This window comes from Micromonospora sp. KLBMP9576 (assembly GCF_050941805.1).
In the GTDB taxonomy this organism is placed as follows: domain Bacteria; phylum Actinomycetota; class Actinomycetes; order Mycobacteriales; family Micromonosporaceae; genus Micromonospora.
Map to the genome: position 1 here is coordinate 4,289,227 of NZ_CP194567.1, position 16,948 is coordinate 4,306,174.

12 protein-coding genes are annotated in these 16,948 nt (G+C 73.5%); 7 read left to right on the forward strand and 5 right to left on the reverse strand.

What is annotated here, in order from left to right:
- Positions 1 to 12: 12 nt before the first annotated feature.
- From ACQ452_RS18715 to helR, 4 genes are all read left to right on the forward strand, one after another.
- Positions 13 to 1,956: an amylo-alpha-1,6-glucosidase gene (locus tag ACQ452_RS18715; RefSeq protein ID WP_433386339.1), complete on the forward strand. Its 1,944-nt coding sequence runs from the start codon at positions 13 to 15 to the stop codon at positions 1,954 to 1,956.
- A gap of 140 nt (positions 1,957 to 2,096) precedes the next feature.
- Entirely contained in the window at positions 2,097 to 3,425 is a 1,329-nt protein-coding gene (locus ACQ452_RS18720) for a glycosyltransferase family 4 protein (RefSeq protein WP_433386341.1), read from the forward strand.
- Positions 3,426 to 3,681: 256 nt separating this feature from the next.
- A complete protein-coding gene (locus ACQ452_RS18725) occupies positions 3,682 to 4,491 on the forward strand; it encodes a metal-dependent hydrolase (RefSeq protein WP_433386343.1) in 810 nt (269 codons plus the stop codon).
- 362 nt (positions 4,492 to 4,853) lie between these two features.
- Positions 4,854 to 6,992, forward strand: coding sequence for an RNA polymerase recycling motor ATPase HelR (helR, locus tag ACQ452_RS18730; RefSeq protein WP_433394224.1), 2,139 nt, complete (start codon positions 4,854 to 4,856; stop codon positions 6,990 to 6,992).
- Positions 6,993 to 7,092: 100 nt separating this feature from the next.
- On the opposite strand, the gene ACQ452_RS18735 is transcribed toward helR, so the two are convergent.
- A complete protein-coding gene (locus ACQ452_RS18735; protein ID WP_433386345.1) occupies positions 7,093 to 7,926 on the reverse strand; it encodes an SDR family NAD(P)-dependent oxidoreductase in 834 nt (277 codons plus the stop codon).
- Between the two features lie 242 nt (positions 7,927 to 8,168).
- Between ACQ452_RS18735 and ACQ452_RS18740 the strand changes: the two genes are divergently transcribed.
- Entirely contained in the window at positions 8,169 to 8,501 is a 333-nt protein-coding gene (locus ACQ452_RS18740; protein ID WP_433386347.1) for a winged helix-turn-helix transcriptional regulator, read from the forward strand.
- Here ACQ452_RS18740 and ACQ452_RS18745 read toward each other — a convergent pair.
- Both ACQ452_RS18745 and ACQ452_RS18750 read right to left on the reverse strand, forming a co-directional pair.
- Entirely contained in the window at positions 8,498 to 9,091 is a 594-nt protein-coding gene (locus ACQ452_RS18745; RefSeq protein WP_433386349.1) for a nucleotidyltransferase family protein, read from the reverse strand. The two genes, ACQ452_RS18740 and ACQ452_RS18745, sit on opposite strands and share 4 nt — an antisense overlap.
- A gap of 715 nt (positions 9,092 to 9,806) precedes the next feature.
- Positions 9,807 to 11,480, reverse strand: a complete 1,674-nt coding sequence (locus tag ACQ452_RS18750; protein ID WP_433386351.1) for a bifunctional 3'-5' exonuclease/DNA polymerase — start codon at positions 11,478 to 11,480, stop codon at positions 9,807 to 9,809.
- 181 nt (positions 11,481 to 11,661) lie between these two features.
- Here ACQ452_RS18750 and ACQ452_RS18755 point away from each other — a divergent pair, with 181 nt between their 5' ends.
- Both ACQ452_RS18755 and ACQ452_RS18760 read left to right on the forward strand, forming a co-directional pair.
- On the forward strand, positions 11,662 to 13,371 hold the full coding sequence (locus ACQ452_RS18755) for an ABC transporter ATP-binding protein (RefSeq protein WP_433394226.1): 1,710 nt from the start codon (positions 11,662 to 11,664) through the stop codon (positions 13,369 to 13,371).
- The gene (locus tag ACQ452_RS18760) at positions 13,368 to 15,098 is read left to right on the forward strand and encodes an ABC transporter ATP-binding protein (protein ID WP_433386353.1); all 1,731 of its coding nucleotides are present in this window, start codon (positions 13,368 to 13,370) and stop codon (positions 15,096 to 15,098) included. Before ACQ452_RS18755 ends, ACQ452_RS18760 begins: the two co-directional genes overlap by 4 nt.
- Before the next feature lie 10 nt (positions 15,099 to 15,108).
- On the opposite strand, the gene ACQ452_RS18765 is transcribed toward ACQ452_RS18760, so the two are convergent.
- Both ACQ452_RS18765 and ACQ452_RS18770 read right to left on the reverse strand, forming a co-directional pair.
- Positions 15,109 to 16,038 carry a carbohydrate ABC transporter permease gene (locus ACQ452_RS18765; RefSeq protein WP_433386355.1) on the reverse strand — a complete coding sequence of 310 codons (930 nt, stop codon included), beginning with the start codon at positions 16,036 to 16,038 and terminating at the stop codon, positions 15,109 to 15,111.
- A complete protein-coding gene (locus ACQ452_RS18770; RefSeq protein WP_433386357.1) occupies positions 16,038 to 16,946 on the reverse strand; it encodes a carbohydrate ABC transporter permease in 909 nt (302 codons plus the stop codon). The genes ACQ452_RS18765 and ACQ452_RS18770 overlap by 1 nt, the downstream gene beginning before the upstream one ends.
- Between the last annotated feature and the right edge of the window lie 2 nt (positions 16,947 to 16,948).

Genomic DNA, 16,948 nt, shown 5'->3' on the forward strand with positions numbered 1-16,948 from the left:
GGTGGAGGAAAGTTGATCGACATTCGCTTCGGCCCGCAGGTGTGCGGCGACCTGACCGGCGGGGCCGCCCGGGAGTGGCTGGTCACCGACGGTCTCGGCGGGTACGCCACCGGCACGGTCAGCGGGCTGCGCACCCGCCGCTACCACGGCCTGCTCGTGGCGGCCGGCGAGACGCCCGCGTCCCGCCGCGTGGGACTCGTCGGCCTGGACCCGGCCGTGGTGTTCCCCTCCGGCGCCCGGGTGCGCCTCGGTGCGCACGAGTGGTCCTCCGGCGACGTCGACCCGCGCGGCTTCGAGCTGCTGGAACGCTTCGACCTGACCGACGGTCTGCCCCGGTGGCGCTGGCGGATCGGCGACGTGGTGATCGAGCGGGAACTGGCGATGACGCACGGCCGCTCCTGCGTGGCCGTGGTGCACCGACTGGTCTGCGGCACCCCGGTGCACCTGGACCTGGCGGCGGTCTGCACGTGGCGGGACGCGCACGGCGAACGCCGCGCCGACGGCCCGGCCCCGCGCGTGGAGCCGGTGCCGGGCGGTGCGGTGGTGGAGGGCGCGTACCGGCTCGCCGGGCCGGACTGGACCCCGCAGGGCCAGTGGTGGGTCGGGGCGCACCACCGGGAGGAGGCGGCGCGTGGCCTGAACCCGGACGAGGACCTCTGGTACGCCGGCCGGTTCTCGGGCGAGCTGCAACGCCCGGGCGACACGGTGTCCGTGCTCGCCTGGGCCGGCGAGCTGGCCGAGGAGCCGCCCCCGGCGACGGAGGTGGTCGCGGCACGCCGGGCCCGCAACCGGCGGGTGGTGGCCGCCGCCAAGCCGGCCGATCCGGTCGGGGAGACCCTCGCGCTGGCCGCGGACGCGTTCGTGGTCGACACCGCCAACGGGCCCGACGTGGTGGCCGGCTACCCGTGGTTCGGCGCCTGGTCGCGGGACACGATGATCTCCTACGAGGGGCTCCTCCTCTGCACGAACCGGGCCGACGAGGGCCGGGAGCTGCTGCGGTCGTACGCGGCGACGCTGTCGGAGGGGATGCTCGCCAACACCGCCGACACCGGGCGGGTGGAATACAACACGGTCGACGCGACCCTGTGGTTCCTGCACGCGGTGAGCCGGCACGTCACAGTCACCGGCGACACCGACCTCGGCGACGAACTGCTGCCGGCGCTGCACGGGGTCGTCGACGCGCACCTCGCCGGCACCCGCTTCGGCATCGCCGTCGACCCGGCCGACGGGCTGCTCACCCAGGGCGGCACCCCCGGCACGGCGCTGACCTGGATGGACGCCCGGGTCTACGGGGTGCCGGTCACCGCGCGCACCGGAAAGCCGGTGGAGGTCAACGCGCTCTGGGTCAACGGGCTGGCCGGCCTGGCCGAGCTGACCGAGCTGGCGGGGCGCGACGCGGGCGGGCTGTGGCGGCTGCACGGGCGGGCCGTCACCTCGTTCCGGGACCGGTTCCCGGCCCCGACGGGCTGGCTGCACGACGTGCTGGACGCGCCCGCGCCGGCGTACCCGCTGGGCGGGGCCGCGCACCACGACGACGACCTGCTGCGCCCCAACCAGCTGCTGGCCTGGTCGCTGCCGTACGCCCCGCTGGCGCCCGACGAGCCCACCGTGCGCCGGGTCGCCGCCGGGCTGCTCACCCCGCTGGGCCCGCGCAGCCTCTCCCCCGACTCGCCCGAGTTCGTGGGGCGGCACCGGGGCGGTCCGGCCGAGCGGGACGGCGCCTACCACCAGGGCACCGTCTGGCCGTGGCTGGTCGGCCCGTACGTCGACGCCGCGCGGCGGGCCGGGATGCCGGCCGACGACGTCCTCGTCGGCCTCGAGGCCCACCTGAGCGAGTACGGCCTGGGCTCGGTCAGCGAGACGGCGGACGCCCTGGCGCCGCACGCCGCCACCGGGTGTCCCTTCCAGGCGTGGTCGGTCGCCGAGTTGCTGCGCGTCCGCGCCGACGGCCGGTAGCGCTTTACACGACCGCAACGGCGGCGTCTCCACCGGTTGACCGACCACCAGCAGGATGGGTCCCGATCCCGTCGTGCCCGCCACGGGCGCCGGTTGCGGTGCCCGGCGGGCGCAGGCGGGGGACAACTCAAGGGGGTTGCATGTCACCTGACGCCGACGTGATCGACATCTGTCCCGCCCGGCGACAGCGGGTGCTGATGCTCTCCTGGGAGTACCCGCCGGTCCTGGTCGGTGGGCTCGGGCGGCACGTGCACGCCCTGTCCGTGGCTTTGGCCACCGCCGGGCACGAGGTCACAGTCGTCACCCGGCACACCGACGGCGCCGCCCTGGAGGAGTACGCCGACGGCGTCCGGATCCTGCGGGCCGCCGAGGACCCGGTCACCTTTCCGCTGGCCACCTCCTCCCTGCTGGCCTGGACGATGGCGTTCAACCACACCCTCACCCGCGCCGCGCTGCGCGCCACCGAGGCCGGCGCCTACGACGTCGTGCACGCCCACGACTGGCTCGTCGCGCACACCGCGGCGACTCTCGCCGAGCACCTGGACCTGCCTCTGGTGACCACCATCCACGCCACCGAGGCCGGCCGGCACCAGGGCTGGCTGCCGGCGGAGATGAACCGCACCATCCACGGCGTCGAGCACTGGTTGAGCCGGGCGTCCACCCGGGTCATCGCCTGCTCCGGCTATATGCGCGACCAGGTCACGACGCTCTTCGACGTGCCGGCCGGGCAGGTCGACGTGGTGCCCAACGGGGTCGACGGCCGGGCCTGGCGGGCCGGGGCGGGGGCGGTCACCGCCGCCCGGGCCCGCTTCGCCGGCGACGGCCCGCTCGTCGGGTACGCCGGCCGGCTGGTCTACGAGAAGGGCGTGCAGCACCTGGTGCGTGCCGTGCCGTACCTGCGCGAGCGGCACCCCGGGCTGCGTGTGGTGATCGCGGGCGACGGCCCCCACCGCGCCGAGTTGGCGGAGGAGACCCACCGCCTCGGGCTCGGGCAGACCGTCCGCTTCGCGGGCTTCTTGGACGCGACCCGGTTGCCCGCCCTGCTCGGCGCCACCGACGCGACCGTGGTGCCCAGCCTCTACGAGCCGTTCGGGATGGTGGCCCTGGAGGCCGCGGCGGCCGGTGCGCCGCTGGCCGTGGCCCGCACCGGCGGTCTCGCCGAGATCGTCGAGCCGGGCGTCACCGGGGTGACGTTCCCGCACAGCGACCCGGTCGCCCTCGGCGCGGCCGTCGACCAGCTCCTCGGCGACGAGGTATTCGCCCGGCGGGTCGCCCGACGGGCGCGCGCCATGGTCGGCCAGCGCTACGGCTGGGCGACCATCGCCGCCCGCACCGCGGGCACGTACGCGACCGCCCGTCGCGAGCACGGCCCGACGCGGGCCCGCCGCGCCGCCGCCCGGCTCGGCGGGGCCCACCAGAAGATCACCATCCCGGAGGGGAACCTGCTCGCGGTCGGCGCCGCCCGCTGAGCGGAGAGCACCGCGGTCGCCTCCCCACGGGCAGTTCGGCGACCGTCAGGACCGCGCCCGCACCGCCGTCCGATGCCCGACACACCGGCCCCGTCGGGTGCTGGGCAGGGCATACTTCCTGCCGGTGCGGCAGAACCACCCACCCCTTCCCCATCACCGTCCCCGGTGGACCGTCCGGGCGATGCCCCTGCGCCACACCGGCGAACTACAGTGGCGTAGCTTTGGCGCTCAAGATCCCTGGGGAGGGTGAGCCGACATGATGGGACCGTCCCACGCGCTGTCCGGCGCGGCGGTGTGGCTGGCCGGGTCCTGGGCGCTGCAACAGTTCGCCGACTACCACCAGTCGCCGCTGGAACTCGCCGTCGGCACCGCGGTCTGTGCCGGTGGGGCGCTCTTCCCCGATCTCGACCTGTCCGGCAAGGTGACCCGCAACCAGGGCGGGGCGACGGTCGCCCGCACCTTCGGCGTGTTCTCGCTCTTCATCGCCGAGGTGATGGAGAAGGTCTCGCTCGGGGTCTACTACGCGACGAAGCTCAGCAAGGATCCGCGCCGCAACAACGGCCACCGCACCCTGACCCACACCATCCCGTTCACCCTGCTCGTCGGCTGGGGCACCACCACGCTCTGCGCCGCGTACGGCAAGTGGGCGGTCATCGGTGTCCTGTTCTTCATGTTCGGGCTCGCGCTGCGCGGCCTGTTCGACAAGTGGGCGGAGCGCGCCGGCTGGGTCATCGTGACCCTCGCGTCGGCCGCCGCCGCCTGGTTCACCTTCGTGAACCTGCCCGGCGGCCGGGGCTATCCGCTGATCGGCACCGCCGTCGGGGTCGGCTGCTTCGTGCACATCCTCGGCGACATGATCACTCGCGCCGGGGTGCCGATCCTCTGGCCCATTCCGATCAAGCGCCGGATGTGGACGCCGATCGGCCTGCCGAACAAGATCGCCCTGCGGGCCGGCAGCAAGACCGAGGTGGTGGTCGTCCGGGCCGTGCTGACCGCGATCTCGGTGCTCGCGGCGGCCGGGCTGGTCGCCCCGTCGGTACTGCAACGCTTCAACATCGACGTCTGACGGCCCCACCCTTCTCCCCGGGCGGCCCGAGCCTCCGCCGACCCGCTGGGCCCGTCGATCGTGTGGTGGCTGAGCTACTCGGCGGTTGACGGGAACGCGTCCGCCGGCGTTGCCGTTCGGCGACCGCGCCGCACCCGGCGACGCTACCGAAAGGACCGCCCGCCGTGGGGTAGGCCGGGTGCGCTGCCGAGGGGGTCGTCCGGCCGCGACGGACAAAAAGAGGGGAAAGGAAGCAACCGCTCCTTTCCACCATCAACATATATCGCACCGGAGGGCTTGCGGCAAGACCCCGGTCGTGGCGCAGAATGCTCGACCGAAGCCATGACCTGCGCAAATGGGAACGGACTGATGAAGTGGATCCGCTGAGAACCAGTGTGTTCAACCTTCCCGAAAACCTCGCCCCCAAGGCCGACCCGACGCTGATCGCCCGCGACGAGCGGCACTTCGTGGCCCTCGCGGCGACCATGGGGCAGTCGATCGCAGAGCTGTCCGAGCGCCTCGACGCCGAGCGCCGGGCACCGGGCGGCACCGGCCAGGCCGCGATGGACCGGGACGAGGAGATCCACCGGTTGACCGCCCGCCTGCGCGACCTGCGCCGCTTCGGTCTGGACCTCTGCCTCGGGCACCTGGTCGCCGCGGACGACCCCGAGCCCGTGTACATCGGACGGCGTGGCCTCACCGACGGCGCGGGCCGGCGGTTGCTGCTCGACTGGCGCTCCCCCGCGGCCGAGCCGTTCTTCGGCGCGACGCACGCCAACCCGATGGGGCTGGTGAGCCGCCGCCGGTACCGCTGGACCCGCGGCCGGATCAGCGACTACTGGGACGAGGTGTTCACCTCGGACGGGTGGGCGGGCCATGCCGCGCTGGACGACCAGTCCGCCTTCATCGCCAGCCTCGGCAGCACCCGGTCGCCCCTGATGCGAGACGTGCTCGGCACCATCCAGGCCGACCAGGACGCCATCATTCGCGCGGGATCCCGCGGCGCGCTCGTCGTCGACGGCGGCCCGGGTACGGGCAAGACCGTCGTCGCCCTGCACCGCACCGCGTACCTGATCTATTCCGACCCACGACTCGGTCACCGCCGGGGCGGCGTGCTGGTCGTCGGTCCACACCAGCCCTACCTGGCGTACGTCGCCGACGTCCTGCCCAGCCTCGGCGAGGAGGACGTGCAGATCTGCACGCTGCGCGACCTCGTCGTCGAGGGCGCAACGGCAACCGCCGAGACCGACCCGCGGGTCACCGCCCTCAAGTCGTCCGCGAGCCTGGTGCGCGCGGTCGAGGCGGCCGTCAGGTTCTACGAGGAGCCGCCCGGCACCCCGATGACGGTCGCGACCGACTGGTCCGACATCCCGCTGGGCGCCGACGACTGGGCCGAGGCGTTCGACACCCCGGACCCCGGCACCCCGCACAACGAGGCGCGCGAGCAGATCTGGGAGCGGCTGCTGGAGATCCTCGTCGACAGGTACGACGGCGACGAACCGGAGGACCTGCTCCGCCGGTCGCTGCGGCAGAACCGGGAACTGCTCACCGCCTTCAACCGGGCGTGGCCGCTGCTCGACGCGGCCGACCTCGTCGGAGACCTGTGGTCGGTCCCCGCCTACCTGCGGATGTGCGCGCCGTGGCTGAGCCCCGAGGACGTACGGCGGTTGCAGCGCGCGGACCCCCGGGCCTGGACGGTGTCCGACCTGCCGTTCCTCGACGCGGCACGCCAGCGGCTCGGTGACCCGGCGGCGGTACGACGTCAGCGTCGGCACGACGCCTCCGTCGCCGCCCGGCGCGAGCAGATGACCAGGGTCGTCGAGGACCTGCTGGAGGCCGAGTACGACAACGAGGGCGCGATGATCATGTTGCACGGGCAGGACCTGCGCGACGCCCTGATCGGCGAGAGAGTGCCGCCGGACACCGGTCCGGACCTGCTCGCCGGCCCGTTCGCGCACGTCGTCGTGGACGAGGCACAGGAACTGACCGACGCGCAGTGGCAGATGTTGCTCCTGCGGTGCCCGTCGGGGAGCTTCACCATCGTGGGGGACCGTGCCCAGGCCCGGCACGGGTTCACGGAGTCGTGGCGGGAACGGCTCGGACGGATCGGGCTCGACCGGATCGAGCTGGCCGCCCTGAACATCAACTACCGGACGCCGGCAGAGATCATGGCGCAGGCCGAACCGGTCATCCGCGCCGTGCTCCCGGACGCCAACGTGCCGACCTCCATCCGCAGCGGCGGCGCTCCTGTCGTACGCGGGTCTGTCGCTGAGCTGAACTCGGTCCTCGACACCTGGCTCGCCGCGCACGCCGAGGGGACCGCCTGCGTCATCGGCGATCCCACGTTCCCGGCCACGGCCCGCGTCCGGTCGCTGGCCCCGGAACTGTCGAAGGGACTCGAGTTCGACCTGGTCGTCCTCGTCGACCCGGAGGCGTTCGGCGAGGGCGTCGAGGCAGCGGTCGACCGCTATGTGGCGATGACCCGGGCGACCCAGCAACTCGTCATCCTCACCAGTTCCTGACGCCGGCCGGGGAGACCCCGCGCCGCCGACCCGGCGAGAACGGGGCCATGGATGGACGGTTGGAGGGCGCGGGGTCGCCCGGGGAGTCTCGTCGCGCGGCTCACCGTGCGTCGTTCCCTCGGGTCGGGTGGGTCCGGTCGGCGACGAGCAGCCCTGCTGTGACCTCGGCGAGCCGGCGGGCAGCGGCGGGGTCGAGAGTCTGCCGGTCCAGCGGCACGGGCCTCCCGCGGTCGACGGCGGTCAAGGGAGCCGGGGGTGGTGCGTCGATGAAGTCGTGGACGGGCGCGATGGCCTTCTCCACAGGCCGGGCAGCGGCCCTGGCGATGGTCCTGATGAGTGCTCGGGTCAGCGGGTTGATCTGCTCCATCGCGGAGTAGCCGCTCCTGGTGAATCCCGGGTGGTAGAGGACGTAGGAAGCCTGCCGACCGAACCGCGCTGCCATCGCGACGCCGAGCAGGTCGTTCGCACGACCAGCTTGGAGCTGCGCGGTGATCGTGCGGTAGCGCCCGCGCAGCTGGAGATCGTCCCAGTGGATGCGCCCAGAGGTGAGACCGACGCCGGCGATGTTGATGATCACCGGGCGACGTGGTCCGGCCGCCAGCGTGGACATCAGCCCGTGGCCGAGGAGGTAGCGACTGAGATAGTAGAGCGCGAAGGTGGACTCCAGGCCCTCGCTGGTTTCGGTCCGCTCGGGGAAGTGCCGGTTCGCCGCCAACACCAGGGCGTCGATGGCGTCGTATTCTGCCGTGACGTGCTTGATCACCTTGTCGTTTCCGGCGATGGTGCTGAGGTCTGCGGCCAGGAACCCGACACGGTCCCCCAGGCCGGCCTCCTCGGCCGCGGTGAGCAACTGGTCGCCCTTGGCGGGGTTGCTGCCCACGGCGAGGACGCGGTCCCCCCGCGCGGCCCGCCCCAGGACGAGCGCTCGGCCCATGCCATCGGTTCCGCCGGTGACGACGACGCCCCTTGTTCCTCGCGCGGCGTCGACGTCGTTGTCCTGTTGCCGGTCGACCATGCGAACCCCCGGTTACTGTTGGTAAGTACCTCCATCATCAGTAAGCGGTGCGGATCGCGGAAGAAGGCAGTTCGATGTCAGCAACGAACACCGGTGTGCCTGCCCTGCTAGGCACGGCGCTACCGAGCCCCGTGCCCGGCGACGAGCACGACCGGTGCCCCGTGACCGACGTCCTCCGTCGGGTCGGTGACAAGTGGACGGTGCTGGTGGTGGTGCTGCTCGGGCAACGGCCGCACCGGTTCAACGATCTCCACCGGGGTATCGCGGCCATCAGTCAGCGCATGCTCACCCGCACGCTGCGAGGACTCGAGGAGGACGGGTTGGTGCACCGAGAGGTCTTCGCCACCAACCCGCCCAGTGTGGAATACCGCCTCACGCCGCTCGGCACGTCACTACTGGAGCCGCTCTCGGCGCTCGCGGAGTGGGCCGTCAAGCATCAGCCGACCATCGCCGCCAGCAGAGGCGTCACCGACCTCCAGCCCCGCAACACCTAGACGCCGACGCGCTGGGGCGGGACGGTCAGCCCGTAGAGCGCCATCAGTTCCGGGGTGTCGACGCGGCTGCCGTCGGCCACCGAGTCGCAGGCGATGTCGACGATCTGGTCCTTGTGCGCCAGCAGGTAGGGCCGGGCGCCGACGTCCGCGTTGGCCAGGGTGGCAATGCCGGCCCAGTGCCGGCGTCCGAACAGCATCGGGTAGCCGCGCAGCCCGTCGTACGTCGCGCAGACCAGCACGTCGGGGTACGACAGCGCGGTCACCCGGCGCACGGCGGTGACGGTCAGGCCCGGCATGTCGACCGGCACCACCACGACCGCCTCGATACCGTCGTCGTCGAGCGACGCCAGACCGGCCCGGATGGACGAGCCGACGCCCGTCCCCCACGCCCGGTTGATCACCACCGTGGCCCGGCTCAGGTCCGCCGTCTCACGGACCTGCTCGGCCGCGGCGCCGAGCACGACCACGATCCGCTCGCAGCCCGACTGGGTCATCGTGTCGATCATCTGGTTCACCAGGGGCTTCTCCCCCTGGTGCAGCAGGGCCTCCGGGCCGCCGATGCGGCGACCCCCGCCCGCGGCGATGATCATTCCTGCGATCCGGTTCAGCTGGGCCCCCTCCACCGTGGAACGGGCCACGGCGCGAAGCCCGGCCCGTTCCGTCCTACGGACATCGGGAGCAACGACGACCAGCTCGGCCGGGTAGCGGGGCGAAAAGGGAAAATAGTGCAATCGTTACCGGCTCGGGACCGACGGTCCGGCTCGCCCTGGCCCGCGCCCGACCTTGCCCCGCCTCGCCCTGGCCCGCGCCCGGCCCTGGCCCGCCTCGTGCCGTTCGACGACCGCTGGGGCGGGAGCCTGGTACTCCGCCGGGTACCGCCCGGGCCGTCGCGTCCTCGGCGGGCAGTCGACCCCTACCGTCCTTTCGAGCTGAGTCGGTTACGACATCACGCAGCGCCCCGGGCGGTCCCGCGAAGCGGTCGAAGATCGCGGCCCGGGCGGGCTCCTCGGCCGGTGCGGTCCGCCCGAACGCACCGCGGGCCATCGCCCTGCGCCGCTTGGCGGCGGGGGCCATCGGCGCATCGAAGGTACCCACGACGGTGAATCGTCTACGACATCAGCTCTACAGCGCGGCAGGCGCAGGTCCGGCCGCGCCGGGCGGCGTCACCCGGGGGCGTGGTTGCCCCGGACGACGGCACGGGTGGATGCCGGCGGACCCGAGCCTGGCGACGTCCCCATCCGGGGTGGGAAGCCGCCAGCCCCGCCCGCAGCCGGCAGCGGGGAGCCGGCAGTCCCGCGAGAAGCCTCAGGCCGCGTCGGCGTAACAGTCGACGACGGACAGGTCCAGCGGGAAACGGACCGGGGTGTCGCCGAACAGCAGGGCGGTGGCCCGCTCGCCGGCCCGCACCACCGCCTCGGCGACCGCGTCGGCCCGCTCCGCCGGGCAGTGCACGACCACCTCGTCGTGCTGGAAGAAGACCAGCTCGGCGCCGGTGCCGACGAGCTGGCCGCGCAGCGTCGCCAGCAGCGTCGAGGCCCACTCGGCGGCGGTCGCCTGGATGACGAAGTTACGGGTGAACCGCCCCCGGGACCGGGCCGCCCGGGCCCGCGGCGACTGCGGATCGCCGCCACCGTCGGGCAGGACGGCGTCCACGTCGCCGAACCCGGCGGTGCCGGCCGGGCAGGTGCGCCCCAGCCAGGAACGCACCAGCCCGCCGGCCTCGCCCGTGCGGGCCGCCGCCTCCACGTGGGCGAAGGCCGTCGGGTAGCTGCGTCGCAGCACCGCCAGCGCCGGCACCGCCGCCCCGCCGGTCTGCCCGTACATGGCCCCGAGCAGCGCCACCTTGGCGCGGGGCCGGTCACCGCCGAACGCGTCCCGGGCGAGGGCGGCGTAGAGGTCACCGGCGCCACCGGCCGCGGCGAGGCGCGCGTCGCCGGAGACCGCCGCCAGCACCCTCGGCTCCAACTGGCCGGCGTCGGCGACCACGAACCGCCAGCCCGGATCGGCCACCACCGCCCGCCGGATCACCTTGGGGATCTGCAACGCGCCGCCGCCCCGGGTCGCCCAGCGCCCGGAGACGACCCCGCCGGGGACGTACTCCGGCCGGAACCGGCCGTCACGCACCCAGGCGTCGCACCACGCCCGGCCGTGCGCCGTCCAGATCCGGTAGAGCTCCTTGTATTCCAGGACCAGGGGCACCGCCGGATGGTCCGCCCCGCGCAACACCCAGGCCCGGGTGTTCGGCAGCTCCACGCCGGCCCGGGCGAACGCACGCAACAGCTCCGCCGGGGAGTCGACGTGCAACTGGCGTACGCCGAACGCGTCGGCGATCCGCGCGGCCAGCTCGGCCAACCGGCGCGGCGGGCCGCCCACCGGTGACGGCTCGCCCAGCAGCTCCGCGAGCAGTTGGTCGTGCACGTCGACCCGCCAGGGCAGCCCGGCGGCACCCATCTCCACCGCGATCAGCGCGCCCGCCGACTCGGCGGCGACCAGCAGCCGGAACCGGCCGGGATGCCCGGTCGCGGCGATCCGGGCGAGCTGGTCGGCGTACACCCGGGTCAGGGCCTCGAGGCCGGGGCCCGGCGGGCCGGGCGGGGCGTCGAAGAGCGCGCCCTGGCCGTGCCCGGGCGGCGCGGCCGGACGCGGCGGCGGGTCGGCCGGCACGGGGGCGCCGGTGAGCCGGGCCCAGGCCGCGGCGAGCGAGCGCGGCTCACCCCAGCGGCCGGCGTGCCCGAGCAGCAACGCCTCGGTCAGCTCCACGTCGTGGCAGCGCTCGACGCGCACCCCGGCGTGCAGCAGCGTCGGGTAGAGCGACGTGCCGCAGGCCCACACCCAGCGCGGCCGGTCGGCCGACTCGCGGGCCGCGACGGCGGCGACGAGGTCGGTGACCGGCTGCGCCGGGCCGGCCGGGGACCCCGCGTCGTCGAGGGGCCGCAACGCTCCCCCGCCCCGCCCGTCCGAGACCACCGCCACCAGCACGGATGTGATTCTGCCTCGTCCCTGCGACACTCCACCCCTCCGGCACCGGGCAGTGCGGCGGCGCCCGGCTCGGTAGCGTGAGCCGGTGCCGTTACAGATCCCGCATCCCGAGCCCGGCACCGCGGACGTCCGGGGGCCGCTGCGGTACCTGTGGTGGCTGGTCCGCCGCCAGCCGTGGCGGGTGCTGCGCGGAAGCCTGCTCGGCACGGCCTGGATGACCTGCCTGTCGGTCCGGCCATACCTGATCTCCCGTGCCGTGGACGACGGGCTGCGCACCGGCGACACCCGCGCCCTGGCCCTGTGGGCGGCGGCGATCGTCGTCGCCGGCGTGGGGCTGTCCTGGCTGGGCATCATGCGACACCGCACGATGACCTTCATCCGCGAGGACGCGAAGGCCCGCTCGGCCGCCGTGGTGCTGCGGCACCTGTCCCGGGTCGGGGCGGTGCTACCGCGCCGGGCCGCGGCCGGCGAGGTGGCCACGGTCGGCGGCACCGACATCGACCGGGCGGCGCAGGTGCTGACGGTGACCGGGCCCGGCGTCGGCGCGGTGATCGCCTACCTCGTGGTCGCCGTGGTGCTCTGGTCGATCTCGCCCCTGCTCGCGCTCTGCGTGCTGGTGGGTGTGCCGTCGGTCGGCCTGGTCGTCGCGCCCCTGCTGCGCCGGTTGGAGCGGGCGGAGTCGGTCTACCGGCAGCAGCAGGGCGAGCTGACCGCCCGGTCGGGCGACATCGTGGCCGGGCTGCGGGTGCTCGCCGGGGTGGGCGGCCGGCGCCTGTTCGCCCGCCGGTACGCGGCCCGCTCCCGCGACCTGCTCGTCGAGGGCTACCGGGTGGGCAGCGTGAACAGCTGGATCGACGCGGCCACGGTGGCCGTCCCCGGGCTCTTCCTCGCGGTGGTGGTGTGGCTGTCGGCCCGGATGGCGCTCACCGGCGACATCAGCGTCGGTGAACTCGTCGCCGTCTACGGCTACGTCGCGACGCTCGTCGTGCCGGTCTGGTTCCTGTTGGAGGCCGGCCACCAGCTGATCGGCGGTCGGATCGCGGCCCGCCGAATCATCGCCCTGCTGGCCGTCGCGCCCGACGACGGCTGCGGGCCGCGCCATCCGTCGGACCGCCCCGACGCGGCGACGGTTCCCGCCGCCCGGCGGCCCACGGACGCCGCCGCGCCGGCCGGTCCGGTCGCGGCCCCGGCGGGCCCCGCCGACCTGCACGACCCGTCGAGCGGGCTGACCGTCCGGGCCGGCCACCTCACCGCGGTCGCCGCCGACGACCCGGCCGACGCCGTCGCCCTGGCCGACCGGCTCGGCCGGTACGCCGCCGGCGACGTCACCTGGGGCGGCGTGCCACTGACCGGTGTCGCGCTCGACGAGGTGCGGGCCCGCATCCTGGTCGCCGACCACGACGCGTACCTGTTCGCCGGGACACTGCGGGAGGTGTTACGCGGCGCCCGCTCCGACGCCGACGACGAACGGATCGGCGCCGCCCTGCGCGCCGCGTCAGCCGAGGACGTGGTGCACTCCCTACCGCACCGGCTCGACACCCCGCTCGACACCCGGGCCCGTACGCTCTCCGGCGGGCAGCGGCAACGGGTCCGGCTGGCCCGGGCACTGCTCGCCGAGCCGGAGGTGCTGATCCTCGTCGAGCCGACCTCGGCGGTGGACGCGCACACCGAGGCCCGCATCGCCGACCGGCTGCGCCACGCGCGGGCCGGACGGACCACTGTCGTGCTCACCACCTCACCACTGCTGCTCGGGCGGGCCGACCAGGTCACCCACCTGTGCGCGGGGCGGGCCGCCGCCACCGGCAGCCACGCCGGGCTGTTGGACACCGACCCCGGCTACCGGCGGCTGGTGGCGCGGGGCGACGCCGACACCGAACAGGCGCTGCGGTGAGCGGGCTGCCGGTCGCCGACCGGGCCACCGTGCTCCGGGCGACGCGCAGGCTGATCGGCCAGGACCGGCGCGCCGTCGGCGTCGTGCTGGCCCTGCACGCGACCGCCACGGTCGCCGGGCTCGCCCCGCCGTGGCTGCTCGGCGCCATCGTCGACCGGGTCTCCGCCGGCACGGGCGTGGCCACCGTCGACCGGCTCGCCCTGGCCATCGTCGGGTGCGTGCTGGTGCAGGCGCTACTGTCGCGCTACGCGCAGTACGCCGGCCACCGCTTCGGCGAGCGGGCCGTGGCCCGGCTGCGCGAGGAGTTCGTCGACCGGACGCTGGACCTGCCCGTCTCCGTCGTCGAACGGGCCGGCTCCGGGGAGTTGGTCACCCGCAGCTCGGTCGACGTGTCGACGATCGGCGTCACCGTGCGGGACGTCGTGCCCACCATCGTCATCGCCTCGGTGCAGTTGACGCTGCTGTTCGGGGCGATCTTCCTGCTGCACCCGGTGCTCGGGTTGACCGCCCTGGCCGGGTTGCCGACGATCGTGCTCGTCACCCGGTGGTACCTGCGGCGGGCCAGCCCCGCCTACCTGACCGAGGGGGCGGCAGCCGCCGAGCTGACCGAGACGCTGACCAGCACCGCGGAGGGCTCCCGTACGGTCGAGGCGTTCCGCCTCTGCGACGAACGGATCGGGCACGGCAACGCGCGTATCGCCCGGGTGTTCTCCGCCCGCCGGGCGACGCTCGCGCTGCGGACCGTCTTCTTCACCGTCGTGGAGGCCAGCTACCCGTTGCCCGTCGCGGCGGTGCTGCTGGTCGGTGGCCTGCTGCTCGCGCGGGGCCAGGTGACCCTCGGCGCGGTGGTCACCGCCGTGCTCTACCTGCAACAGGCGATCGACCCGCTGGACCGGATCCTGATGTGGACGGAGCAGGCCCAGCGGGGTCTCGCCTCGTTCGCCCGGGTGCTGGGCGTCGGCCAGGTGCCGCCGGAGCAGCCCGGCCGGGCCGCCGCGCCGGTGGACGAGCGCCTGGTCGTGCACGGTGCCCGCTTCGGCTACGCGGACGGGCCCGACGTGCTGCACGGCATCGACCTGGAGGTGCGGCCCGGCGAGCGGTTGGCGCTCGTCGGGCCGTCGGGGGCCGGCAAGTCCACCCTGGCCCGGCTGCTCGCCGGGATCGACGCGCCCCGTGCGGGTGTCGTCACCGTCGGCGGCTGCCCGGTGATCGACCTGGACCCGGCCGAGCGGCGGCGGCGCATCGCCCTGGTCACCCAGGAGCACCACGTCTTCATCGGCTCGCTACGCGACAACCTCGCGTTCGCCGCCCCGGACGCCGCCGACGACCGGATGCGCGCGGCGCTGGCCACGGTCGGCGCCGACTGGCACACCCGCCTGCCCGACGGCCTCGACACCCTCCTCGGCGACGGGGCGCACCAGCTCGGGGCGGCCGAGGCCCAGCAGCTCGCGCTGGCCCGGCTGGTGCTGGCCGACCCGCACACGCTGATCCTCGACGAGGCCACGGCCGCTCTCGACCCGAGCACCGCCCGGCGCACCGAGCGGGCCCTGGCCGCCCTGCTCACCGGGCGGACCGTCATCGCGATCGCGCACCGCCTCAACACCGCCCACGACGCCGACCGGGTGGCGGTGCTGGAGGACGGCCGGATCACGGAACTCGGCAGTCACGACGACCTTCTCCGGGCCGGCGGCCCGTACGCCGCCCTGTGGCGCTCCTGGCACCCCTGACCGCCGAGGGTCACTTCACCGCGCCGGAGGTCAGACCGGACTGGATCTGGCGCTGGAAGACCGCGTAAACGACGATCATCGGGAGGATGGCGATGGTCAGGGCGGCGAACAGGCCGGACCAGTCCGCCTCGTAGCCGGCGTTCACCGAGATGTCCGCGATGCCCTGGGTGAGCACCCACTTCTCCTTGGCGTTGGAGAGCAGCACGAGCGGCAGCTGGTACTGCGCCCACTGGCCGATGATGTTGAAGATGCCCACGCTGATCAGGCCCGGCTTGGCCATCGGCAGCATCACCTGGAAGAAGAGCCGGGTGTGCGAGCAGCCGTCGATCATCCCCGCCTCGGCGACCGACATCGGCAACGTCTTGAAGAACGCGGTCAGGAAGAAGACGGTGAACGGCAGCGAGTACGCGACGTAGACCAGCACCAGCCCCGTGTGGGTGTCCAGCAGCCCCAGGTTCTTCACCACGAAGAAGAGCGGCACCAGGGCGAGGAAGACCGGGAAGGCCAGCCCCGAGACGAACAGGTAGTAGACCGCCCGGTTGCCCCAGAACTTGTAGCGGGCCAACACGTACGCGGCCATCGAGCCCAGCAGCATGGTGCCGAACGTGCTGCACGCCACCACGATCACGCTGTTGAGGAAGTAGCGGCCGACGTTCGCGGTGTTCCACGCCCGGACGTAGTTCTCGAACCGCAGCTCCGCCGGGAGCGTCCACGGGCTGCTGAAGATCTCCGTGGTGTTCTTGAACGAGGCGAGGAAGGTCCAGAGGATCGGCACGATCACGATCACCGCCCAGACCGCGAGCGCCACGTGCCCGAGGCGGGCGAGCAGCCGTACCTCCGAGCGTCGGCCCCCGTCCGCGCGCCGACCCGCGGCGCCCGGCTTGACGGTCCTGGGCGGTAGCGCCGCCGGTGCCGGCGGCTGCGTCGTCTGCGGGTTCATCAGTACTCCACGCTTTCCCGCTTGGTCAGCCGCAGCGTCAGTGCCGCGAACGTCAGGGTGAGGAAGAACAACGCCACGCCCATCGCGGAGGCGTAGCCGTACTTCGAGTAGACGAAGGCGTTGCGGTAGATCTCCATGGCCAGCACGGTGGTCGCGCCGTCCGGTCCGCCGCCGTCCACCGAGAGCACCGAGACGATGGCGAACGCGTCGAACGCGGCGATGCCCAGGTAGACCCAGGCGACCTGGAGGGTGTCCCAGAGCAGCGGCAACGTGACCCGGAAGAAGAGCGTCACCCGGGTCGCGCCGTCCATCTCGGCGGCCTCGTAGATCTCGCCGGGGATGGAGGCCATGCCGGCCGAGAAGAGCACCACGTAGAAGCCGACCGCCTGCCAGACCAGCACCGCGAGGATCGACCACAGCGCCAGGTTCGGCCTGACCAGGAAGAGCACCGGGTCGAGGCCGATCTTCATCAGGACGCCGTTGATCAGGCCGGACTCGTTGGGCCGGTAGACCATCTGGAACAGCACCGCGATAATGGCGACCGCCAGGACCTGGGGGAAGAAGAACACCACCCGGTAGAACTTCGACCCCCAGACCCCCTGGCGTTGCCCGCCGCTGCTCTTGCCGCCCACGTTGAGCAGGAACGAGAAGAGCAGCGCGATGGCGATGGTGATCAGCGGCAGGGCAAGCAGCAGTACGCCGTGGTGCTGGACGGCCTTCCAGAAGCTGTCGTCGTCGAGCAACCTCCGGAAGTTGTCGAAGCCCACCCACTGCGGGGCGGAGAGCCCCCGCCAGTCGGTCATCGAGATCTGGAACGCCTGCGCGTACGGCGCGATGACGAAGACCACGTACAGCGTGACCGGGGCGAAGAGGAACCCGATCACGAACGGATACTTGCCGTGCCGCATGA

Bases quoted from the DNA above. Each gene is read 5' to 3' on its own strand.
- ACQ452_RS18720 (WP_433386341.1), top strand. From the start codon at position 2,097: ATGTCACCTGACGCCGACGTGATCGACATCTGTCCCGCCCGGCGACAG.
- ACQ452_RS18725 (WP_433386343.1), top strand. From the start codon at position 3,682: ATGATGGGACCGTCCCACGCGCTGTCCGGCGCGGCGGTGTGGCTGGCC.
- ACQ452_RS18735 (WP_433386345.1), bottom strand. From the start codon at position 7,926: ATGGGCCGAGCGCTCGTCCTGGGGCGGGCCGCGCGGGGGGACCGCGTC.
- ACQ452_RS18745 (WP_433386349.1), bottom strand. From the start codon at position 9,091: ATGATCATCGCCGCGGGCGGGGGTCGCCGCATCGGCGGCCCGGAGGCC.
- ACQ452_RS18765 (WP_433386355.1), bottom strand. From the start codon at position 16,038: ATGAACCCGCAGACGACGCAGCCGCCGGCACCGGCGGCGCTACCGCCC.
- ACQ452_RS18770 (WP_433386357.1), bottom strand. From the start codon at position 16,946: ATGCGGCACGGCAAGTATCCGTTCGTGATCGGGTTCCTCTTCGCCCCG.